Source organism: Paenibacillus silviterrae (assembly GCF_030167925.1).
GTDB classification, from domain to species: Bacteria; Bacillota; Bacilli; order Paenibacillales; family NBRC-103111; genus Paenibacillus_G; species Paenibacillus_G silviterrae.
The window spans coordinates 2,067,345-2,089,951 of the sequence record NZ_JASKUT010000001.1 but is presented as its reverse complement, the minus strand read 5'-3'; the positions used below and the strand labels follow the sequence as shown (position 1 = coordinate 2,089,951).

Sequence of the window (22,607 nt, the reverse complement as noted above, 5' to 3'; positions counted from 1 at the left end):
CCTTGGCTAGAGCGTTCCTGGACGATAATTTCTTGTTATATAACGATACGGCCGTTAAGCTTTATCATGAGTTTGCTAAAGCGATGCCGATCATTGACTATCACTGCCATTTAAGCCCGCAGGAAATTTACGAGAACAAAACGTATAAGAACATTACCGAGGTTTGGCTGTATGGCGACCACTACAAGTGGAGAGCGATGAGAGCGAACGGCTGCGAGGAGAAGCTGGTAACCGGCGGTGAGGGCGTAAGCGACTACGACCGTTTCCTTGCGTGGGCGAAAACCGTTCCGATGACGATCGGCAATCCGCTCTATCACTGGTCTCATCTGGAGCTCCAGCGTTACTTCGGAATCTATGAGCTGCTGAACGAGAAGAACGCGCCGGCGATCTGGGAAAAAGCGAATGCACAGCTGACCGGTCCTGGCTTCGGCGCCCGTGACTTCATCACCAAATCCGGCGTGAAGGTCGTCTGCACAACGGACGATCCGACGGATTCGCTGGAATACCATATCAAGATCAAGGACATTCCTGGCTTCGACTGCAAGGTGCTTCCTTCGTTCCGTCCGGACAAAGGTCTGGAGATCAACCGCGCCGGCTTCGTTCAGTGGGTTGGCAAGCTTGCGGAGGTATCCGGCCAGCAGATCGGCAGCTACGATCAGCTGCTGACGGCCCTGGAATCCCGCGTACGCTTCTTCCACTCTGTAGGCGGCCGCGTATCCGACCATGCGCTTGACTATGTTCCTTACGCAGAGACTACGAAAGAAGAAGCGGCGGCGATTTTCGCCAAAGCGCTGCAGGGGCAACCGGTTTCGTTCGAGGAAGAGCAGAAGTACAAGACCCACACGCTCGTATTCCTTGGCAAGCTGTATGCCGAGCTTGACTGGGCGATGCAGTTCCACATTAACGCACACCGCAACAACAACACGCGGATGTTCGGCAAGCTCGGTCCGGATACCGGCTTCGATTCCATCAACGACAGCGATATCGCACAGCCGCTTGTTCGTTTGCTGGATGCGCTGGATAAGGACAATGCCATTGCGAAGACGATTCTTTACTCGCTCAATCCGAAGGACAACTTCGTGCTGGCGACGATCATCGGCAGCTTCCAGGGCGGCGGCACACCGGGCAAGATCCAATTCGGATCGGCATGGTGGTTCAACGATACGAAGGACGGCATGATCGACCAAATGGAGAATTTGGCCAATGCCGGTCTGCTGAGCCGTTTCGTCGGCATGCTGACGGATTCCCGGAGCTTCCTGTCTTACACAAGACATGAATACTTCCGTCGAATCCTTTGCAACCTGATCGGCGAATGGGTCGAGAAGGGCGAAGCGCCTGACGACATTGAGCTTCTTGGCAGCATCGTAGAGAACATTTGTTATAACAACGCAAACGAGTACTTCCAATTCGCATAAAAACGTATCCCGGGCTCACTTCCTAGAAGCGGACCCGGGATTTTTTCTGAACAAAAAAAGCCCGTTCTTCGAGTGTCGAGTGAACGGGCTTTTCATATGGAACGGCTCCGCATATACTGCTTGATTACAAATTTCGCAGCGACCGCAGCTCCTGCTTCAGCTTTCGCATCTGCTCCAGCTTGGTGCGGGCCAGCTCGTAATTCATCTGAAGCCTTTCGGCATGGATGATGGTTCTAGAGTCTTCATAGCGATAGTACTGAGTCTCCTTATTCGTGGTGATCAAATTTAACCATTCTATTATAATGCTCCACAAAGAAAATCAATGTCAAATTACGTCGCCGTGTTGGGCTCTATATTTGCGGAATACTGTCGTAACGACCTCAATGGATTGGCCAATCAAATCGTATGATCCGAACATACCGGAGCCGGGCGGCATATACTGTGGGCGAATGTCCCGTAGGCGCATAAAGGAGTGTGATACGTGTGAGGACAGAACGGCCGGAGAAATGCGGAAAGCCACACGTAGGTGAAGCCGCTTGGATAAGGGGGTGTTCCGAGTGAGCCTTGAAGCATTGCTGCGCAAGGCCATCTTTGCTGTAGCGGGGAACAGGCGGGTTCGCAGCATATTCGAGATCTACGGCATGCGGGTTGGCGTAAGCCGGTTTGTGGCGGCGGAATCGCTTGAGGATACGGTCCAGCGGGTTCAGAGCCTCAACGGCGAGGGCTTGATGGTGACGCTCGATTTTCTAGGGGAAAGCGTTGCAAATAAAGCTCTGGCTCGCCAGGCGGCGGATATGGTTGTCCTGACCATGAAAACAATACGGAAGTATGGCCTGCAGGCGAACGTCTCGGTAAAGCTGACCCAGCTGGGACTGCAGATCGACCCGTACTTTTGTCTGCAAAATATGCATCGGATCACCGCGAAGGCGAAGGAGCTGGGTCAATTCGTAAGGATTGATATGGAGGACTCCTTCGTAACGGGCGAAACGCTCGATATTTTCCAGATCCTGCTTCACAAATACGGGAAGGAGCATATCGGGATCGTAATACAGTCCTATCTTTACCGTTCGGAGCAGGATCTGCGGAAGCTCGGGGCACAACAGGTGAATGTAAGGATCGTCAAGGGAGCCTACAAGGAATCGGCCGATGTGGCGTTTCAGAGCAAGAAGGACGTGGACGCGAATTATATGAAATTGGTCGAGCGTCATATGGAGAACGGTTGTTATACGGCCGTAGCGACGCATGACGAGAAGCTGATTCGCAAAGTAAAGCGATTTGTCGATGAGCGGAAAATTACAAGAGACCGTTTTGAGTTTCAGATGCTTTATGGGGTGGCGGGCAAGCTGCAGCGCAGGCTGGTGAAGGAAGGGTACCGCGTACGGATTTATACCCCCTTCGGGAAGCAGTGGTATCCGTATTTCACCAGAAGAATTGCCGAGCGGCCGGCGAACCTGTGGTTTGTGATCAAGAGCATGTTCCGTAAATAAAAAAAACCGGCCGTCCGTGAAAGACGGTCAGCCGGTGATTTGCTTCGGCTTGGCGGCAGTGCCGGGCGCGCGCTTACTTAATCGGAGTGACGCTTTGCGAAGGAGAACGGCTGCGCCTACCGAGATACCGCTGCACAAGGCAAACGCAACGAGTGTCAGCAGGGTAGGAACGGCTCGCGGCAGCAAAAGATCGGTCAGCTCGGTGGCGGCCACTAGAAGCAATGCATGCGCTAAGTATGCCGTGTAGGAGTATGCTCCGATGAAGGACAGGGCTCTTCTCCACCTCATAGGAGCGCTCCTTCCAAATTCGACCGCTGCCGCCAGCATGGCGGGCAGGGAAAGGGTCAGAAAGAGAGCCATCGGCGGGTTGACGAGAAACGTATCGTTATAATGGATGGTCAGCTCTGGGCCCCATGTAAAATGGTTAATGATACGAAAGCCCATAACCGTCACGGCGATGCCGAAGAAAGTCCAGATCGCAGCTCTCCAGCGATACACGGCCTGAAGCACGTGTTGTACATACAGCCCGGTAAACGCGCCGAGTACGAAGTAAAAGAAAAAGAAAAGGGCATTCCGATCGATGTACTCGGTGAACAAAGGCGTGATCACCGGAATCGCTAGTGCGGCCGCAGCTGCTTCGAAGGCGGATTGCTGCGTCGTCAGCCAAGCATAGAACACGCCTGTCGCTATCAACACCATATACAAGGCATAGCGGTTCTGCAGCTTCTTATGTGCCCATAAAATACCCGAACGTAAAAACGGATACGCCAAGTAAAATTGAAAGATCATGACAATGTACCATAGATGATAGCTGGCCTTGCCCGTCACCAGATCCAGCCCAAGCTCCCGCAAGAATGTCCAGTCCGTTAAGGCTGACCGATTGTCAATGATAGAGTAGAGAATACTCCAAAGCAGATAAGGGAGCAGGATGTCCTTGCTGCGCTTGCGCAGGAACGTTCCGTACGGTACCTTCCCTTTGTCATTATAGAACAGGACAAGTCCTGTAATGAAGATAAACATCGGCACGGCAAATTTGGCGGCCAGCAGCAGGAAGCCGAGCATAACACCGTCGGCCAGCGAGGTTCCCTGGATATACGCGTAATGGCCGATGGTGTGCTGCAGGACGACGGCCAAAAAGGCAAAGGCACGCAAATATTCGATTTCGGTCAAGCGCTGTTTGTTCATAGTTCTTCCCCAATCCATCCTTATCCAATAGCATAAAGATCATTATATTCGCTTTCAGTATTTTTTTCACTCCCTAATATTAACCGTTTGTAAAGGAGGTGAAGCGCATTCCATGACTTATGGATAAGAGTCCGGTTCGCGGCGGAAGCTAAATGAAGCCAAGGAGGGGAAAGGAGGGGAGGCAACCGATGGATCAGCTTAAGGAATATAAGTCCCGCAAGGAAGGCAAGGTCACGCCGAAGTATTTAATGGAGCATGTACTGGGTGTAATCGAGGAGGACGACTCCATCGAGTCCATCACCTATGTGGCGAAGCTGAAGGACGGCACGATCTCCTCCGGCTGGACCGATATGATGCATACGGAGGTCATCGGAATGTATGAGGTGGGCAAGCTGCAGGTCATTAAGGATATGTGGAGCGAATGGGAGCCCCGCTGAAGCCCGCTGAAGGGCTTCTATTTTTTTTCATACTTTTTTAAAAGACGGTCCTTATTTTCCTTATATTCCGGTCATGTTTGTAGTTTAAAGTAATACCTACACCGGGCAGCTTGGATCGCTCAGGTGAGACAAAGACAGGTTTCCAGGATAGAAAGGAGCGGATACATATGAAAAAAGGTCTTATGGTCATTCTAGGAGCGGTAGCGGCATTCGGCATTATGACGGGGTGCTCCGGCAACACGAGCGAGGCGCCGGCAGGAACGAATACGCAGGAGAAGTCAAGCGTACCGACAACGGCGCCGGCACCGAAAAGCTCGGATACCGGGTCCTCTTCATCCTCTAGCCCAGCTACCGGTTCCGGCGCATCCTCGCCGTCTTCCTCGACGCCGGCAACCACTACGCCGAAGTCTACGGACTCGAAGACGACGACTCCAAGCACGAGCGGCTCAGACAGCAAATCGACTACAACCGATAAACCGTCTGCAGGCACAGATGCCGGAGCAGGCTCGAGCACTACTTCCCCAAGCACCTCCTCCGGTGCGACCGGCAGCATGAAGGAGCCCTCGAAAGCGAATTAACTTCAATTGAAAAAATGAGGCGAAGGTCCCTTACTCTATGTAAGCGAGGCTTTCGCCTCTTCGTCATGCCCCCGGAAAATGGAGCCGTGAGGAGAATATATATAGTTACTCATTCTGAAGGACCGGAAGGAGGAAAATTAAGAATGAAGCTTTGGAAGGTATTGGTTGCCGATGATGATCCGCATGTGCGTGAGATCATAAGGCTTTACTTTGAAAAGCAGCAAATCGGTTTGATTGAAGCGGGCGACGGGGAAGAAGCTATCGCGCTGATCGAGCGGGAGGCGCCGGATATGATCATACTTGACGTCATGATGCCGAAGCTCGACGGCTATGAAACGGCTAGAGAAATAATGAAGCGTTGGGACATCCCGATTATTATGCTGACGGCGAAACGCGATGAGTTCGATCGAGTGCTGGGGCTTGAGCTGGGAGCCGATGATTACGTGACGAAGCCGTTCAGCCCGAGGGAGCTGGTAGCCAGGATCAAGGCGATCTTCCGGCGGATGCAGCCGAGAAGGACTGCTGGGGAGCAGGAAACGGCCCCGAGCTACGAATATGAAGGCTTGCGTGTCTGTCTGGACCGCAGGGAGGTGCTGATACGCGGGGAGGAGCGGGTTACGCTGCGGCCGAAGGAGTTTGATCTGCTGGCGCATCTCATCAAATCGCCCGGCAGCGTCTACACCCGGGAGCAGCTACTGGAGCATGTGTGGGGGTATGATTTTCTAGGGGATATCCGCACGGTGGATGTGCACGTGAAGAAGCTTCGGGAGAAGCTTGGCGGCTGGAATCCCGAGGGGATCGTTACCGTATGGGGCGTAGGCTATAAGCTTGAGGTGCAGCGATAATGTTCGGATTTATACATAAAAGCATATTCCGCAAGCTCCTGTTCAGTTATATGCTGACCGTCCTGCTTGGACTTTTCGCCGTAGGGCTGCTGCTGTCCTGGCTCGCCAAGGATTACATTTTCGATGCAAGGCAGCAGGAGCTGCTAAGACAGGCTAAGCGGGTCAATCTAGCCATGCAGGATGCGATGCTGCCGGAGGAGCAAGTAAAGGACTTGCTGGCTTTCTTCGATCAATCCTATGATACGCGCATTTGGATGTTTGACCGGAATGGCCGCATCCTCGCTACCTCCTCGAAGGAAGAGGTATATATCGGCAAATCGGTGGACGAGTCCGTCGTGAAGAAAATTAGCCTTGGTGAGGACGCGGTGCTCAATCTGGAGTTTGCCGGCCTGAAGGAGCCGATGCTGTCGGTTGTTGTTCCTTGGGGGAAGGGGGACCAAATCTATGGCGGCATTGTGCTGCATGCCCCGGTCAAGGGGATGAGCGACACGATCGCCGGCTTGCGGGAGACGATCCTCTGGATCACGTTGATCGGGGTACTGATATCGGCAGGGATCGCCTCTTACCTCTCGTGGTCCATCTCCAGACCGCTGCAGCTGATTGACCGCACCGCCGCCAAGATCGGCATGGGGGATTATACGGAGCGTATCCGAATTGACGCCAAGGACGAGATCGGCGATTTGGCCGCTACGATCAACCATATGATGGAGAAGCTGGAGCGCATGGATATCGATAAGCGCAAGCTGGAGCAGATCCGGCAGGATTTTCTGGCCAATGTATCCCATGAGCTGGGAACCCCGCTCACTGCGGTTCAGGGCTTTCTGGAAGCGCTGCAGGATGGGCTCATTGATGAAGAGGCTAGGCCGAAATACTACGATATCATGTACAAGGAAACGCTGCATATGACGCGGCTCGTTGATGATATTTTGGATTTGGTCCGCTTGGAGAATAAAGAGATTACGCTAAACCTGAAGGCGGTGGAGGTAGAGCCGCTGCTGGCGCGGGCCGCGTTCAAGTTCTCCACGGAGGCCGCGGAAAGAGGAACTTCGATAGGTTATGAGCTGCAGGAGCCGGCACTCAAGGTCCAAGCGGATCCGGATCGGCTTGAGCAGATTGTCAACAACCTGCTGAAGAATGCGGTTAAGTTTACGGAGGCGGGGACGATTCGATTGGAGGCCATGCGAAGCGGGGATCGGGTGCTGCTGCGAATCGTAGATACCGGAACGGGGATTTCCCCGGAGGATCAGGAGAGGATCTGGGAGCGATTTTTCAAGGTGGACCGGGGGAGATCGAGGAAAAACAGCGGCACGGGCTTGGGGCTGGCCATAGTGAGAGAGCTGGTCGAGCTGCATCAAGGGAGCATTGGGGTGCACAGCGAGCTTGGAAAAGGGACGGTCTTCGAGCTGGCGCTTCCGCGCGCGAATTGACAATAGGCACACCTTTGCTTCATGATGAGCATAAGCTCACTAAGTAAGAAGAAGGTGTTCGTTATGAAGCGGATGCTGCGCTCCGGCGTTTTGTTTTACCGCAAATTCATCTCACCGATCAAACCGCCGACCTGCCGGTTTTATCCCACCTGCTCCGCGTATGCGCTGGAGGCTCTGGATAAGCATGGTGCGGCTAAGGGCTCCTGGCTTGCTGTCAAGCGAATTTGCAAGTGCCATCCGTTTCATCCGGGCGGGATCGACTACGTGCCATAACTTGACAGGGGCAGGGAGTTTCGATATATTTGTGCATAACATCCCATGAACGGATAAGTACTGTGGAGGAAGCCACAACAGAGAGCCGGAAATGCTGAGAACCGGTTGGCGGAAGCCTCAGGAAGATGGTCCGGGAGGATATGAGGGTGAGCGTTGGCATGGTGCTGCTGTGTTTCGGAGGCAGGCACGAATGCTCGTAAGCCTTCATCGTGAATCCAGCGTTAATGGAGCGTCTATGTGACGGCTGAGCCCTGTAGAGGAGCATTTTTACAACAGGGGAAGTTGGGTGGTACCACGTGAGCACAAGCTCTCGTCCCAAGCGGACGAGGGCTTTTTTGTATTTTCATTTGAAGGAGATGGGTTTACTATGACACAGAACAATTTCTACATCACGACGCCGATTTACTACCCGAGCGATAAGCTTCATATCGGGCATGCCTACTCGACGGTAGCCGGGGATGCAATGGCGCGTTACAAGCGGCTTCGCGGCTATAACGTCCGCTACTTGACCGGAACGGATGAGCACGGCCAGAAGATCGAGCGTAAAGCGAAGGAAGCGGGCACGACACCGCAGCAGTTCGTCGACAACATCGTGGCGGGCATCAAGGAGCTGTGGAGCAAGCTGGATATTTCATACGATGATTTCATCCGTACGACGGAGCCGCGGCACAAGCAGGCGGTTGAGAAGATTTTCTCCAGATTGCTGGAGTCGGGGGACATCTACCTTGGGCAATACGAAGGCTGGTACTGTACGCCTTGTGAATCGTTCTTCCTCGAGAACAAGCTCGACAACGGCAACTGTCCAGACTGCGGACGCCCTGTGGAGCTGGTGAAGGAGGAAAGCTATTTCTTCCGTTTGCAGAAGTATGCGGACCGTCTTATCCAGTATTATGAGGAGAATCCCGATTTCATTCAACCGGAATCGCGCCGCAACGAAATGATCAACAACTTCATCAAGCCCGGGCTGGAGGATTTGGCCGTATCCCGTACGACGTTCGAATGGGGCATCAAGGTGCCGGGCAATCCGAAGCATGTCATCTATGTGTGGATCGACGCGCTTTCGAACTACATTACAGCTCTGGGCTACGGCAGCGAGGATCAGAGCCTGTATGAGCAATTTTGGCCGGCGGATATTCATTTGATGAGCAAGGAAATCGTCCGTTTCCACACGATTATTTGGCCTTGTATGCTGATGGCGCTCGGCGAGCCGCTGCCGAAGAAGGTATTCAGCCACGGCTGGCTGCTGATGAAGGACGGCAAGATGTCGAAGTCCAAGGGCAATGTCGTGGATCCGGTGACGCTGATTGACCGCTACGGCCTGGATGCGCTTCGGTACTATTTGCTTCGGGAAATCCCGTTCGGCTCGGACGGTACGTTCACACCTGAAAGCTTCGTAGAGCGGATTAACTTCGACCTCGCGAACGACCTCGGCAATCTGCTGAGCCGTACCGTAGTGATGATCGATAAATATTTTAACGGGGTCATCCCATCCTATATCGAGGGCGCAACGGAGTTTGATGTGGCGCTGCTGGAAACGGTCCGTACTTCTACGGCTAAGGTGGAGGAAGCGATGGAGAAGCTGGAATTCTCCGTAGCGTTGACGTCCATATGGCAGCTGATCAGCAGGACGAACAAATATATCGACGAGACGCAGCCTTGGTCGCTCGTGAAGGATGAGACGAAGCGGCCGGTGCTCGGCTCCGTGCTTTATTGCCTTGCCGAGTGTTTGCGGATTGCCTCCGTCATGCTGCAGCCGTTCCTGACCCGAACGCCGCAGAAGATGTGGCAGCAGCTTGGCATCGTCGACAGCTCCTTGACGGCGTGGGATACCATCCACAGCTTCGGTACGCTCCCAAGCGGCACGCGCGTGGAGAAGGGCGAAGTCATGTTCCCTCGCCTTGAGGTGGAGAAGGAGGTCGCCTACATTGCCGAATCGATGAGCGGCGGTGCTGTACCGGCGGCAGACGAGCCGAAGGCGGAGGCTGCAAAGCCTGTTGAGGCTCCACCCGAGCAAGCTCCGGAAATCTCCATCGATGATTTCTTCAAGGTCGAGCTTCGCGTAGCGCAGGTCATTGCGGCTGAGCCTGTGAAGAAGGCCGATAAGCTCTTGAAGCTGCAGCTGGACCTTGGCTTCGAGCAGCGTCAGGTCGTATCCGGAATCGCCAAGTTTTACACCCCGGAGCAAATGATCGGCCGCAAGGTCATCTGTGTGACCAACCTGAAACCGGTAACGCTTCGCGGGGAGCTGTCGCAGGGAATGATCCTGGCCGCTTCGCAAGGAGATCAATTAACTTTAGCTACAGTTTCTGATGAAATTCCTAACGGATCTGTGGTAAAATAAGTATTGTTCACGTTAACAATGCGATTTTACCAATTTGGGGAGGCCATCATTCATGCAAACGAAAGACGGAATGAATTATGCACCGCAGGGGAAGCCGAATCCGGTAGTAAAGCCGGGTGAGTTCGCCTTCGCGGCAGTCGCGCTGGACCACGGTCACATTTATGGAATGACGAACGGCTTAATCGAAGCCGGTGCGGATCTGGTTGCCGTGTATGACCGCGATCCTGCCAAGGTCGAAGCGTTCATTAAGAAGTTCCCTCAAGCGAAGCCGGCTGCTTCGGAGGAGGAAATCCTGAACAATCCGGCCATCAAGCTCGTGGCTGCAGCGGCAGTACCAAATGAGCGCGGTGCCTTGGGCGTTCGTGTGATGAAGGCGGGCAAGGACTATTTCACGGACAAAACGCCATTCACAACGCTGGAACAGCTTGAAGCTGCGAAGCAAACCGTGAAGGAAACCGGTCGCAAGTATATGGTTTACTACAGCGAGCGTTTGCACGTGGAGAGCGCAATCTTTGCCGGCCAGCTGGTGCAGCAGGGCGCCATCGGCCGCGTAGTTCAAGTTATGGGCTGGGGTCCGCATCGTCTGAACGCGCCGTCCCGTCCGGAGTGGTTTTTCCAGCATGAAAAGTATGGCGGCATCCTCTGTGATATCGGAAGCCATCAGATCGAGCAGTTTCTGTTCTACACCGGTGCGAAGGATGCGCAGGTCGCCAGCAGCCGGATTGCGAACTATAACAACAAGGACTATCCGGAGCTCGAAGACTTTGGTGACGCTACGCTGGTAGCGGATAACGGCGCAACCTTCTACTTCCGCGTAGACTGGCTGACGCCGGACGGTCTGGGCACTTGGGGCGATGGCCGGACCATTATTCTCGGTACCGAAGGCTACATCGAGATCCGCAAGTACATCGACATTGCCCGCGATCCGCAAGGGGATCAGCTGTATCTGGTAAACCAGGAAGGCGAGAAGCATTTCTCCCTGAAGGGGCAGGTAGGCTACCCTTACTTCGGGCAATTGATTCTCGATTGCATCAATCGCACCGAGAATGCTATGACTCAAGAGCATGCCTTCAAGGCTGCCGAGCTCTGTATCAAAGCTCAAATGCAGGCGATTCGCGTCGAATAGCTTAGTTTCTAGACTGGTTTCAGGTGGATTAAAGCCTGGAGCCGGTCTTTTTTTTTAATTGTGTAACGGTTTCGCGGGAAGCCGAGAAGGCTATCTAGCATCCAATATGGGATGGAATGCTGCTAATGTGCAGAAATCCACCATCCCAAGCGAAGTTCAGAACGAGATTTGTGAGAATAGGCATCTTTGAGAGGCGGGATGGCTGAAAACAGAGTAAAAGGCTATGGAGTTACAAGGAGCATTACCGGCCCGATATTAGCGCCGGATGCCTGTAACGCGATTTTTTCATCTTACGGTGGCAAATGAACACATATTTAGTACAGTAAGGTGATTTCATAATGTTACAGGGAGCATTACCGGGCAGTGTTAAGCGCCATACGCATTGTAACGCGATTTTTTCATCTTACGGTGGCAGATGAACACATTTTGGGTACAGTAAGGTGATTTCATAACGTTACAGGGAGCATTACCGGGCCGTGCTAAGCGCCAGACGCTCTGTAACGCCATCTATCTGCCACAGGTAACCAATTTCGAGTTGTACATTTAGTTCGAGATCGACAAAGGCCCGTTTTTTTGCGCCTTCGTGTTGCCCATGCCATTTGGTAACCTTAACTTCGAGAATGTGGGGAGGTACTCCTTTTTTGTATGCCGAAAAACCTTATTCCACAAGGGCTTTCTAATTATGAAATTGACTTTATTCGCAGAAATCCTCTCACTTGAAAACAAATCATGGAAAAAAGTTGTATTATTGCAGAATTGTGCTGCTCATAGATTAAGAGGCCCAGAACGCCGGGTTATACAAAGGGATCCGATGGATACAATTACTGGTAATGGAAGTCTCGAGCTGGTTTTTGTTAGATCATCCCGACAGATGACAATCCTTTTTCCCTGTTGACAACCCAAGGAGGCGCACGTATAATCATGCTTGTTAATAAAAATTACGATTTACATGGATGAGGAAGTGAATGAGGATGAAAATGAATTACAAACGTCAACGACATATGATGATTTCTTTACTCGTTATCATGATTGCTGCTATGTTCTTATCCGCCTGCGGCGCAGCCCGTCCTGCCTTGGTACAGGGGAAAACCAATATCGTAACCAGCTTTTATCCGTTATACGATTTTGCATCGAAGATCGGCGGGCAGCATGTCAATGTCGTGAACCTGGTACCGGCCGGTGTGGAGCCGCATGAATGGACGCCGAAGGGCCGTGACATTAAGACGCTGAAGGATGCCGAAGTGTTCGTCTATCTGGGTGCGGGTTTCGAAGGCTGGGTAGGAGACACGCTAAGCAGTCTTGAGAAGGATGCCAAGGTGCAGGTCGTTGAGGCCAGCAAGGGTCTGACGCTGTTACCGGGGATTGAAGAGGAAGGCCATGCCGATGACCATGGGCACAATCATAAGGAAGACGCACATGAAGCGGAGTTTGACCCGCATGTGTGGCTGTCCCCGGTCAATGCGAAGCTTCTGGCGCAGAATATCAAGGATGCTTTGGTAAAGGCGGACCCTTCCCATCAAGCGGATTACGAAGCCAACTTCAAGCAGCTGAGCGGCAAGCTGGACCAGCTGCATGACAAGTTCAAGCAGCAGCTGAGCAAGACCAGCAAGAAAGAAATCGTGGTAACACATCAATCGTTCGGTTATTTGGCTAAGGAATACGGTTTGACCCAGAAAGCGATCATGGGCCTCGCTCCGGATGCTGAACCTACTTCAAAAGATATGAAGGAAATTCTCAGCTTCATTAAAGAGAATGATGTGAAGTACATTTTCTTCGAGGAGCTTGTCTCGGATAAACTGGCGAAGACACTGGCGAAGGATGCCAAGGTAGAGACGCTTGTGCTTAGTCCGCTTGAGGGCTTAACGGAGGAGCAGGCGAAGCAAGGTATGGATTATGTGTCGATTATGGAAAGCAATTTGAATAATTTAATAAAAGCATTACAATAGAAGGTAGACCTTCCGTATGCGGAGTAAGGAGCTTACCATATGAATTCTCATACTCATTCCGGATGTCATCAGCAGATCGTTTCGATCGATGGCGTCTTTTTTTCTTATGAAAACAAGCCTGTCATTGAAAACCTTAATTTCAATATCCTGGAGCGTGATTTTGTAGGCTTGATCGGATCGAACGGGGCGGGGAAGACGACCCTGCTCAAAATGATTGTCGGCATTTTGAAGCCTGCCCGAGGCGAAATCCGCCTGTTCGGCGTTCCGCTGCAGCAGTTCAAGGATTGGCATCGCATCGGCTATGTGCCGCAGAAGAATGCCTTCAACCCGCTTTTTCCGGCGACGGTTCGCGAGGTTGTCACTTCGGGCTTATTCGGCAAAAGGAACATGTTTCGTCGCGTCTCGAAGGCGGATTTGCAGCGATGTGACGATGCACTGTATGCCATGCGGATTGAGGACTTGGCTGATCGCCGAATCGGGCAGCTTTCCGGAGGTCAGCAGCAGCGGGTGTTTTTGGCCAGGGCGCTTATCAATAACCCGGAGCTGCTTATATTGGACGAGCCCACGGTAGGGATCGATGCGGAGACGCAGGCGGATTTTTTCCGGATGATCAGGCATATGCATCAGCACCATCATATCACCTTCCTGATGGTGTCCCATGATATGGATATGATACAATCTTATCTTGGGGAGCAGCCCATTCAGAAAAGCGGCAAGCTGGCTTTCTATGTGAAGCATACGCATGAACCCGAAAATTGCCGGGAGACCAATTTGACGCATTCCATGCATCAGCTGCGAGATTCGCTGGAGCCGAAGCCGTCCGAAACAAGCGGACTGGTCCCGAGCTCTGTGGAATAGAATAGGAGAGAGCGGAGTTGGATATTTTCACAGAGTATTTTTTTCAGCGTGCCTTGCTGGGCGGGGCATTGATCGGACTTACAGCACCGCTTATGGGGGTATTTCTAGTCCTAAGGCGCTTATCGATGATAGGGGATACGCTTGCCCATGTCTCGATAGCCGGAGTGGCTCTTGGTTTTTTGCTCAACATTTACCCGATCGGCGTGGGCCTGATCTTCGCTTTGCTAGCGTCCTTTGCCATTGAGAGGCTGCGCAAGGCTTACAAAACCTATGCGGAGCTGTCCATAGCCATCATTATGTCAGGCGGAGTAGCGCTATCGACCTTTCTTTTCACAGTAGGGAAGGGCTTTAACATTAACGTCATGAGCTACTTCTTCGGCAGCATTTATACGCTGGACAGTACGGACTTATGGGTGGTTGCCGGTGTTACCACGCTTGTTGTCGCCGTTATTGCCGTGAACTACAAGGAGCTGTTCCTGATGTTTTTCGATGAGGATGCCGCGGAGGTGAGCGGGCTTCCGATTCGTTTCTACAATATTATGATTACGATGCTGACTGCCCTCGTCATAAGCGTATCCATTAAGATATTGGGGGCATTGCTTGTTTCCTCGCTGCTTACGATCCCTGTCGCCTGCAGTCTGCTAATCGCACGAAGCTTTAAGCATTCCGTTTTCTGGGCCATTCTGTTCTCGGAAATAGCCGTCATCGGAGGCTTGATTGCTGCGGGGGTGTGGGATCTGGCTCCTGGCGCTACCGTTGTTTTGCTGCTTATTGCCATGCTCATCGGGATTTTATTTATTAAAAGAGGCTTGAGGCTTTAACCATATCGTACATCACAGGAGGGTGAATAGGCCGTGGAACTGAATGTGTGGATTGCCTTGTGGGCCGGGTTTGCCTCGTTTATTTCTCCTTGCTGCTTGCCTTTATATCCTTCCTATTTATCCTACATAACCGGGGTATCGGTCGGTGACTTGAAGAATCAAACGGCAGCGAACGCGAAGGAAATTCGGTTGAAAACCGTTACGCATACGTTATGCTTTATTCTCGGGTTCAGCATTATTTTTTACAGCTTAGGGTTCGGGGCGGGGCTTGTTGCGAATACGTTTCAGGAATATCGCGACCTGCTCAGACAGCTGGCGGCCATTCTCATCTTGGTAATGGGACTGTTCCTGTTAGGCATTTTTCAACCGCAATGGCTTATGCGCGAGCGTAAAATGCAATTCAAATACAAGCCGGCCGGTTACATCGGCTCCGTCTTGATTGGAATCGGCTTCGCGGCCGGGTGGTCGCCATGTATCGGCCCGATTTTGTCGGCTATGCTCGCGCTTGCCGCAACCAACCCGGATGCCTGGCTTCCGCTGATTACCGCTTACTCGCTGGGCTTCGCGATTCCATTCTTCGTACTGGCCTTTTTCATCGGCTCGACCAAGTGGATTCTGAAGTATTCCTCCTTGCTGATGAAAATCGGCGGGGGGCTCATGCTGCTCATCTCGGTGCTGCTCTATTTCGACCAGATGGCCCGAATCACCGTGTGGCTGTATGAGCTGACCCCGGATTGGTGGAAGTTCTAATCAAGTGAAATAGTCGATATTCGTGTTAGGGAAGGCTTCGAATATACGCTCCGTGATAAATTCGCGCAGCGCCGTCGCCTGCTCGTCCTGGTACACATATTTGCCTTGGCCCCAGCGGCCCCACTTGTATTTGCGCTTCGCTTCATCCATCTCCAGCTTCGTTTTGGGATAACGCTGCATGATGATGTTTTTGGCCGTTTTGGTGAAGCGGTGCTGGATCAATTCAAACGTTAAATTGGAGGTCGCTTCCGTTGGAAGGGCCTCTTTTAATTTGACCAGCAGCTCGGCGTAGCCGTCCTCCCAGCCTTCATGCCAGATGATTGGAGCTATGATGAATCCCAGTGGATAGCCGGCCCTGGCAACCTTGCCAGCCGCGATGATGCGATCGTGGAAGCTGGAGGTCGCCGGCTCGAAATTTTTGATGACGTAATCCGCGTTGACACTGAAGCGGAATCGGGTGTGGCCATTGTGCTTTGCGTCAAGCAGCGGCTCCACGTTAGCGAATTTGGTAACGAATCGAAGGCGTCCCAGCGGCTCTTGTCCCATGAATTCGATATATTCCTTCAATGACCCGGAGATATGCTCCAGGCCCACAGGGTCGGAGGTACAAGCGGCTTCGAAGCGGGTGATTTCCGGTGCCCGCTCTTCAATATATTGTTTCGCCTGCTTTAGAATATCATCCGTGTTAACGTAAACCCGGATGTAAGGCTTGGCTCCAAGGGTCGTTTGAAGATAGCAGTAATGGCAATGCGCCATGCACCCGGTTGCAACAGGGATGGCATACTCGGCCGACGGTTTGGATTGGTCAAATTTCAGCGTTTTCCGAATGCCTACGACCAAGGTTCGTTTGGCAATGCGGTACTTTTCCAAATCACTGTCACCCGGCAGGTTCGTAATCCGGTTATGCGATGAAGTCATACGAATGGGGAGTCCTTCTTTTTCGGCCCATTCCATAATTTTTTTCCCCTTCGGATAATTCAGTGCGTCCGGTTCAAAATAAACAAGCTCGGGTATAAAAACTTGTGTACCCCGCACGGGGGGCGCCAGCAGGTCGGTTGCCACAACAGCTCACTCCTTCAGTTTGACGAATTGTCTCTATTCTGTGACAAGCTTGCTTACGTGGTTTGGGCTATGGTATAGTAAGTAGCGCTCATAATGGACTTAGGATATGCCATGCAGCAGGCAGCCAACCGTGGAATATCATGCGAAATGTGTTCTCATCCGGCTTGCGAACTGCAGGGAGGAAAGGTATCATTACGTACATAGAGACTTGTCAGCGGCATTGGAGGAACGCGAATGGCTACGCCGAGCATGGAAGATTATCTGGAGAAAATTTACAAGCTCATCGACGAAAAGGGCTATGCGCGTGTGTCCGATATTGCAGAGGGCTTAGAGGTTCACCCTTCATCCGTCACGAAGATGATCCAGAAGCTGGATAAGGATAATTACTTGGTTTACGAAAAATATCGCGGGCTCGTGCTGACCTCCAAAGGTCAGAAAATGGGGAAGCGCCTTGTCGATCGCCATGCACTGCTCGAGGAGTTCTTAACCATCATCGGGGTATCCGAGGATACCATTTATAAAGATGTCGAAGGCATCGAGCATCACCTGAGCTGGGATTCGATTACCTGCATTGAAACGCTGCTCGAGTACTTCCGCCGCGATCCGTCACGCGCGGAGGATCTCATGAAGCTGAAGAAGGAAATGGAAGAAGCATAATTTTTTACTGTGGAACTCCCTTCATCGGGAGTTTTTTTGTTATGTCATGTTCGAGACATAAGTACAAACCTTGCCCTCATAAGACGTAAAGAGACGGTGTGCGGCGGAAGCCGGCGTGGAGGAGAGGGTCAGCTACATGAAGATTAATGCGGTATTCGAGGGCGGCGGTGTGAAGGGGATTGCGCTTGCAGGTGCGGTTGCTGCGGCAGAGCAGCGAGGGGTTTCATTCCATCAGGTGGCGGGGACGTCATCGGGCTCCATCATCGCGTCGCTGGTTGCGGCGGGATATCAGTCGCATGAGATGCGGCAGATCATTGAAGGGACGCCATTCAGCTCCTTCCTGCAGCGTTCCAGACTGTTCGACACGAAGATTATCGGTCCGCTCACGCGATTGTTTATCAAAAAGGGGCTATACTCCGGGGAAGCTTTGGAGAGTTGGATCTACCAGCTGCTGCTGGCCAAGGGCATACGTACGTTTGGGGATCTTCAGCCCGGTCAGCTGCGCATCATCGCGTCGGACATCTCGCAGCGTAAGCTGCTTGTGCTCCCGGATGATATTGCTCAGTACGGTATTGACCCCAAGCTTCTCCCCATTGCCAAAGCCGTACGTATGAGCACGAGCATTCCTTATTTTTTCGACCCGGTTATTATTCGCAAGCCGCTTTCCCACCGAGTGAAGGGAGACAGCTTCGCCAGCCAGTTTATCTATATCGTGGATGGGGGTCTTCTCAGTAACTTTCCTTTGTGGATTTTCGATAAGGACGTGAACCCGTCGCTGGAGCGGATGATTCCGACCATCGGCTTCCAGCTGGTTGGCCGCGGAGCCGGGGCGCCGAATACAATTTCAGGGCCAGTTACCATGATGAGGGCTTTATTTTCCACCATGCTGGATGCTCATGATGAGCGTTATATTGCTGCTCATAACCGTTTTCGAACGATTAAGATCCCTACGATGGGCGTAAGCATTACCCAATTTGATATTTCAAAAGAGCAGAGCATGGAGCTTTATGAATCCGGATTTCAATCCGGCAAGTCGTTCTTCGACCGTTGGAAGCTGACGGATTATAAGAAGGAGTATATGGATCTGATCACTCGTAAATTGCTTCACCCTCCGAGGGTCATGTAAATAAAAAAGCAGCGAGTCCTATGCTCACCACATAGGAACCGCTGCTTTTTTCGTAATCAATGGTATTTCGGAGGTTCATCCTGGTTGTCCCGGTTCCCGTTTCCGTTGATGACGCGGAAGGTTGCGTTCTTGCGCTTCGGCGGCTTTTTGAATCTCGTGCCGTAGCTGGAGGATTTTTTCCAAGTATGCGGCGGGTATTTATAAAGCAGGAACACGGTTCCGAAAATAAGGACCGGGATTAAGAAGCTGGAAGGGCTGGTAAACAAGCCGGATAATATCCCAATCGCTATCAATCCGAACACAACATACGTAAGGATGGGTTGTTTTCTTCTCATAACGTGTCCTCCTATAGAAGATGGTTCTATGCTTGGCGGTCCAGCTCTCTCATTCGGTTGAAGGAAGCGATCGATACTTCGACCTGGGAATCGTCAGGCTCCTTCGTTGTCAGGAGCTGCAGCCAAAGGCCGGGGTACCCCATAAAGCGGAGCACAGGTACTTCCCGCAGCGTATTTGTAAAGCGAAGCACCTCGTAGGAAACTCCAATGACGACCGGAAGCAGTATAATGCGCTGAATAATGCGCTCGATAAAGCTGTTATATTCGAAGAACGAGTAGATCACAACCCCGACGATGACGGTAAACACGATAAAGCTGCTGCCGCACCGGTAATGCAGGGTATTGAACTTCTGCACGTTCTCGACGGTTAATTCGAGCCCGGCTTCATACGCGCTGATCACTTTGTGTTCCGCACCATGGTACTGGAACAACCGCTTGATCATCGGTGTTAACGAGATGAAATATATATAACCGACGAGCAAAATAATCTTAATGAGTCCTTCGATCAGATTATGGCCGATTTGGTTCTCAAACATGTTCTGGAACAGAAACTGTTCGATGGCTGTAGGGACCAGAGTGAACACAAATTTACCGAACAGGAAGGACAAAATACCGACGAACGCGACTCCGAGAATCATCGTGAGCTTGCTTTGGAAGGTTTCCTGCTTTTCGGACCTGCCGCCCTCTTCTTCATCGGCGAAAACCTCCGCGGAGAAGTTCAGGTGCTGCGCCCCTTTGGCGCTGGCCTCTATAATTCCGACAATTCCACGAATAAAGGGAATTTTCTTCAGGGCCTGAACCCATCCGATTTCCTTCTTGGGCACCTCGAAAAATTCGATGGAATTATCTTTACGGCGGACTGCCGTTACATGTACCTTCTGGCCGGCGAACATCACGCCCTCGATAACGGCTTGGCCGCCATAGATTGCACATTGCTCTGACTGCTGCTGCGACAAATTCTTCACCTTCACTTTCTGTTGAATGCATGGCGGGATATACCCCTTATTGTATCGAATTGGAGCGTATAAAGCTACCGTTTAGTCTGCAAAGATTTGCACATACTAACGTTATCCGATTTCATAGGGGGTATACGTTCATCATGAAGGTTCAGGATCAAACGGTGCAGCATACGAATCCTTGGTACTTCGCCATCTATGTCGGCTTCTTTGCAGGGATCTTCTGGGGCGGACTGAAAATGCTTGAGAATTATTTGCATTTTACCAGCTTGTCTCCCGGTTTTCTTGTGGAGCCCTTCTTTAAGCACTCGTTTTTGATGAGTACGGGAGGATATGTGCTGGGCTGGCTCTTCTTCATCCTTTTCTCGGTTGCAGCTGCGCTGGTCTATGCCCTGTTTTTCCGAAAAGTGAAGGGTCCATGGATTGGCATGGCCTACGGACTTGCCTGGTGGGGTTTGATCTATCTTCTTGTGGGACCGGTAACAGGAATGAATCAGCCGATCGGAATCATTGAAATCAACACGCTGATTACAGATGCATGTCTGTTCCTGGTGTGGGGTTTGTTTATCGGGTATACCATTACCGTGGAATTTACGGATGAACGCGTCAGAGAGCCGTTCAAGAAAAATACACATAAACCGAAACTCGGTTGAGAAAAAAGTTCTCAAATCGGGGAAAACTATGGTAAAATAGATAGGTATGTGCAGATTATGCCATACAAAGTCGGTTTTGCTCGGCAAAGCCCTAGGAGGTTCCTCTTGAAACAGGTACTATTGTTGAATGGACCTAACTTGAATATGCTCGGCGTGCGAGAGCCGGGTGTGTATGGGTCCACTTCTCTGCAAGACATAGAGAATCGGATGACCGACTTAGCGGCTGAGCTCGGCGTTCAGCTCGAGTGCTTTCAATCGAATCATGAAGGGGCTCTGATCGACAAAATCCATGAAGCTCATGGACGTAAGGACGGAATCGTGATGAATCCGGGGGCGTTCACGCATTACAGCTATGCGATTCGGGATGCGATCAGCGCCGTAGGTATTCCCTTTGTTGAGGTTCATATTTCGAACATTCATAAGCGGGAGGCATTTCGTCATGTGTCGGTGCTTGCTCCGGTCGGCCTTGGTCAGATCTCTGGGTTCGGTGCGGACAGCTATGAGCTTGGGTTACGGGCATTAGTTATGCATATGCAGCGGACGGAGGGGTAACATGCAGCAGCAGGAACGGATTCGGCGTCTACGCGAGGTAATGCAGCAGCAAGGCTTGCAGGCATTATTGGTTACCGGCGATATCAACCGCCGTTATATCAGCGGCTTTACAGGCTCGGCGGGATATGTTCTCATCACGGATCGCCGCGCGATTTTGCTTACGGACTTCCGTTATATGACTCAAGCTCCCCAGCAGGCTATCGGTCTTGAGGTCATTGAGCATGCTCCGAAGGCCATGGAAACGGTAAGGGAATTGCTGACGCAGGAGAAGGTTACCGCTCTTGGTTTTGAACAGAATGATCTGTCTTACGGTGCATTCCGCTCGATCAGCGAGGTCTTGTCTGGCATTGAACTGATTCCAACGGACAACCTCGTCGAAAAGCTTCGCATGGTGAAGGATGCAGGCGAGATCGAGATTATGCAGGAGGCTGCCGACCTGGCTGATCGGACCTTCAGTCACATTCTCGGATTTTTAAAGCCGGGTGCAGTTGAAAAGGACATCGCTCTGGAGATTGAGATGTTCGTCCGTCGGCATGGGGCGGCTTCTACGTCCTTTGAGACCATCGTTGCTTCAGGCGAACGCTCCGCATTGCCGCACGGCAAGGCTAGCGACCGGGTGCTTGGCAATAATGAATTTGTCAAATTGGATTACGGAGCTTATTATAAAGGATACTGCTCCGACATTACCCGCACCGTTGTTGTAGGCAAGGCGTCGGACCAGCACAGGGAAATTTATAGAATCGTGCTGGAGGCGCAGCTAGAAGCGCTCGATAAGATTCGTCCGGGCATGACAGGCCGCGAAGCGGATGCCATTGCGCGTGACGTAATCAAGCGGCATGGATACGGAGACAAATTCGGTCATGGCACCGGACATGGTCTCGGGATGGAGGTTCATGAAGCGCCGCGGCTGTCCATGATGGGAGATATTGTCCTGGAGCCGGGGATGGCGGTAACGGTCGAGCCGGGGATTTATATTCCGGGCTTCGGAGGCGTAAGGATTGAGGATGACATTATCATCACCGAAACGGGCATTCGGATTTTGACGAAATCGACCAAAGAGCTTCTGGAGATTTGATTTTGCATCATTTGCGTTGATTTCAGTGGCAGTCACGATTTATTGCAATATAGCTTTTGACGCGGCTGTCTGCTTACATTATAGGGAGGTTTTGTTCCAGTGATCTCAGTTAACGATTTCAAAACAGGTTTGACTATCGAAGTAGAAGGTGATTTGTTCACCGTCATCGACTTCCAACACGTAAAGCCAGGCAAAGGGGCCGCGTTCGTACGTTCCAAGCTGAAAAACCTGCGCAACGGTAACACCGTTGAGCGTACATTCCGTGCCGGCGAGAACGTAAGCCGTGCGCACATCGAAAACCGCCAGGTTCAATACCTGTATGCTAGCGGTAACGAGTTTTCCTTTATGGATACCGAGACTTACGACCAGTTCACTCTTGAGAAGAAGCAAATCGAGTGGGAGCTGAACTTCCTGAAAGAAAACATGATGATCCACATCATGAGCTACCAAGGCGAGATCCTCGGGATCAACCTGCCGAACAGCGTAGATTTGAAAGTGATTGAGACAGAGCCGGGCATCAAGGGGAACACGGCTACCGGTGCTACGAAGAACGCAAAGGTCGAAACCGGCTTGAACGTGCAAGTGCCTCTGTTCATCAACGAAGGCGATGTGCTCCTTATCGACACTCGCGAAGGCAAATACATTTCCCGTGCTTAGTTAGCGGATCAAGACCCATGCTCCACCGGTTGGTGGGGTGTGGGT

24 protein-coding genes are annotated in these 22,607 nt (G+C 51.8%); 19 read left to right on the top strand and 5 right to left on the bottom strand.

Annotation, left to right across the window (positions count from 1 at the left end):
- Positions 1 to 2 precede the first annotated feature (2 nt).
- Positions 3 to 1,415 carry a glucuronate isomerase gene (gene uxaC, locus QMO62_RS09315; RefSeq protein ID WP_284640552.1) on the top strand — a complete coding sequence of 471 codons (1,413 nt, stop codon included), beginning with the start codon at positions 3 to 5 and terminating at the stop codon, positions 1,413 to 1,415.
- A 124-nt stretch (positions 1,416 to 1,539) separates the two neighbouring features.
- Here the strand turns inward: uxaC and QMO62_RS09310 are convergent, their stop codons facing one another.
- Positions 1,540 to 1,698: a hypothetical protein gene (locus tag QMO62_RS09310; RefSeq protein ID WP_284640550.1), complete on the bottom strand. Its 159-nt coding sequence runs from the start codon at positions 1,696 to 1,698 to the stop codon at positions 1,540 to 1,542.
- A gap of 274 nt (positions 1,699 to 1,972) precedes the next feature.
- On the opposite strand from QMO62_RS09310, the gene QMO62_RS09305 reads away from it, so the two are divergent.
- Entirely contained in the window at positions 1,973 to 2,902 is a 930-nt protein-coding gene (locus tag QMO62_RS09305; protein ID WP_284640548.1) for a proline dehydrogenase family protein, read from the top strand.
- 27 nt (positions 2,903 to 2,929) lie between these two features.
- Here the strand turns inward: QMO62_RS09305 and QMO62_RS09300 are convergent, their stop codons facing one another.
- Entirely contained in the window at positions 2,930 to 4,087 is a 1,158-nt protein-coding gene (locus QMO62_RS09300) for an acyltransferase (protein WP_284640546.1), read from the bottom strand.
- Between the two features lie 188 nt (positions 4,088 to 4,275).
- Between QMO62_RS09300 and QMO62_RS09295 the strand changes: the two genes are divergently transcribed.
- The 11 genes from QMO62_RS09295 to QMO62_RS09245 all read left to right on the top strand — a co-directional run bounded on the left by QMO62_RS09295 (position 4,276) and on the right by QMO62_RS09245 (position 15,489).
- Positions 4,276 to 4,524: a hypothetical protein gene (locus QMO62_RS09295; protein WP_284640544.1), complete on the top strand. Its 249-nt coding sequence runs from the start codon at positions 4,276 to 4,278 to the stop codon at positions 4,522 to 4,524.
- 167 nt (positions 4,525 to 4,691) lie between these two features.
- On the top strand, positions 4,692 to 5,102 hold the full coding sequence (locus QMO62_RS09290) for a hypothetical protein (RefSeq protein ID WP_284640543.1): 411 nt from the start codon (positions 4,692 to 4,694) through the stop codon (positions 5,100 to 5,102).
- Between the two features lie 143 nt (positions 5,103 to 5,245).
- The gene (locus QMO62_RS09285; protein WP_284640540.1) at positions 5,246 to 5,947 is read left to right on the top strand and encodes a response regulator transcription factor; all 702 of its coding nucleotides are present in this window, start codon (positions 5,246 to 5,248) and stop codon (positions 5,945 to 5,947) included.
- The gene (locus QMO62_RS09280) at positions 5,947 to 7,374 is read left to right on the top strand and encodes a sensor histidine kinase (RefSeq protein ID WP_284640539.1); all 1,428 of its coding nucleotides are present in this window, start codon (positions 5,947 to 5,949) and stop codon (positions 7,372 to 7,374) included. Before QMO62_RS09285 ends, QMO62_RS09280 begins: the two co-directional genes overlap by 1 nt.
- A 63-nt stretch (positions 7,375 to 7,437) precedes the next feature.
- Positions 7,438 to 7,647: a membrane protein insertion efficiency factor YidD gene (gene yidD, locus QMO62_RS09275; RefSeq protein WP_284640538.1), complete on the top strand. Its 210-nt coding sequence runs from the start codon at positions 7,438 to 7,440 to the stop codon at positions 7,645 to 7,647.
- A 367-nt stretch (positions 7,648 to 8,014) separates the two neighbouring features.
- Positions 8,015 to 9,988, top strand: a complete 1,974-nt coding sequence (gene metG / locus QMO62_RS09270) for a methionine--tRNA ligase (RefSeq protein WP_284640536.1) — start codon at positions 8,015 to 8,017, stop codon at positions 9,986 to 9,988.
- 52 nt (positions 9,989 to 10,040) lie between these two features.
- Positions 10,041 to 11,114 (top strand): Gfo/Idh/MocA family protein, encoded by a 1,074-nt coding sequence (locus QMO62_RS09265; protein WP_284640534.1) that lies wholly within the window; start codon positions 10,041 to 10,043, stop codon positions 11,112 to 11,114.
- A gap of 971 nt (positions 11,115 to 12,085) precedes the next feature.
- Positions 12,086 to 13,060: a metal ABC transporter substrate-binding protein gene (locus QMO62_RS09260; protein ID WP_284640533.1), complete on the top strand. Its 975-nt coding sequence runs from the start codon at positions 12,086 to 12,088 to the stop codon at positions 13,058 to 13,060.
- A 39-nt stretch (positions 13,061 to 13,099) separates the two neighbouring features.
- Positions 13,100 to 13,918 carry a metal ABC transporter ATP-binding protein gene (locus QMO62_RS09255; protein ID WP_284640531.1) on the top strand — a complete coding sequence of 273 codons (819 nt, stop codon included), beginning with the start codon at positions 13,100 to 13,102 and terminating at the stop codon, positions 13,916 to 13,918.
- A gap of 17 nt (positions 13,919 to 13,935) precedes the next feature.
- Positions 13,936 to 14,739 carry a metal ABC transporter permease gene (locus QMO62_RS09250; RefSeq protein WP_284640530.1) on the top strand — a complete coding sequence of 268 codons (804 nt, stop codon included), beginning with the start codon at positions 13,936 to 13,938 and terminating at the stop codon, positions 14,737 to 14,739.
- A 33-nt stretch (positions 14,740 to 14,772) separates the two neighbouring features.
- Complete coding sequence (locus QMO62_RS09245; RefSeq protein ID WP_284640528.1) at positions 14,773 to 15,489, top strand: cytochrome c biogenesis CcdA family protein; 717 nt, start codon at positions 14,773 to 14,775, stop codon at positions 15,487 to 15,489.
- Here the strand turns inward: QMO62_RS09245 and splB are convergent, their stop codons facing one another.
- A complete protein-coding gene (gene splB, locus QMO62_RS09240; RefSeq protein WP_284640526.1) occupies positions 15,490 to 16,551 on the bottom strand; it encodes a spore photoproduct lyase in 1,062 nt (353 codons plus the stop codon).
- A 234-nt stretch (positions 16,552 to 16,785) separates the two neighbouring features.
- Here splB and mntR point away from each other — a divergent pair, with 234 nt between their 5' ends.
- Both mntR and QMO62_RS09230 read left to right on the top strand, forming a co-directional pair.
- Positions 16,786 to 17,208, top strand: a complete 423-nt coding sequence (gene mntR / locus QMO62_RS09235; protein ID WP_284640524.1) for a transcriptional regulator MntR — start codon at positions 16,786 to 16,788, stop codon at positions 17,206 to 17,208.
- Positions 17,209 to 17,344: 136 nt separating this feature from the next.
- Positions 17,345 to 18,334, top strand: a complete 990-nt coding sequence (locus QMO62_RS09230; RefSeq protein WP_284640522.1) for a patatin-like phospholipase family protein — start codon at positions 17,345 to 17,347, stop codon at positions 18,332 to 18,334.
- A 56-nt stretch (positions 18,335 to 18,390) separates the two neighbouring features.
- Here QMO62_RS09230 and QMO62_RS09225 read toward each other — a convergent pair whose 3' ends face one another.
- Complete coding sequence (locus QMO62_RS09225; protein WP_284640520.1) at positions 18,391 to 18,669, bottom strand: hypothetical protein; 279 nt, start codon at positions 18,667 to 18,669, stop codon at positions 18,391 to 18,393.
- Between the two features lie 26 nt (positions 18,670 to 18,695).
- Positions 18,696 to 19,562 carry a DUF1385 domain-containing protein gene (locus tag QMO62_RS09220; protein WP_284644904.1) on the bottom strand — a complete coding sequence of 289 codons (867 nt, stop codon included), beginning with the start codon at positions 19,560 to 19,562 and terminating at the stop codon, positions 18,696 to 18,698.
- A 206-nt stretch (positions 19,563 to 19,768) separates the two neighbouring features.
- Between QMO62_RS09220 and QMO62_RS09215 the strand changes: the two genes are divergently transcribed.
- From QMO62_RS09215 to efp, 4 genes are all read left to right on the top strand, one after another.
- The gene (locus tag QMO62_RS09215; protein ID WP_284640518.1) at positions 19,769 to 20,278 is read left to right on the top strand and encodes a YqhR family membrane protein; all 510 of its coding nucleotides are present in this window, start codon (positions 19,769 to 19,771) and stop codon (positions 20,276 to 20,278) included.
- A gap of 105 nt (positions 20,279 to 20,383) precedes the next feature.
- Positions 20,384 to 20,830, top strand: a complete 447-nt coding sequence (aroQ, locus tag QMO62_RS09210) for a type II 3-dehydroquinate dehydratase (RefSeq protein WP_284640515.1) — start codon at positions 20,384 to 20,386, stop codon at positions 20,828 to 20,830.
- A 1-nt stretch (position 20,831) separates the two neighbouring features.
- Complete coding sequence (locus QMO62_RS09205) at positions 20,832 to 21,905, top strand: M24 family metallopeptidase (protein ID WP_284640513.1); 1,074 nt, start codon at positions 20,832 to 20,834, stop codon at positions 21,903 to 21,905.
- Positions 21,906 to 22,004: 99 nt separating this feature from the next.
- Entirely contained in the window at positions 22,005 to 22,562 is a 558-nt protein-coding gene (efp, locus tag QMO62_RS09200) for an elongation factor P (protein WP_284640511.1), read from the top strand.
- Positions 22,563 to 22,607: the final 45 nt, after the last annotated feature.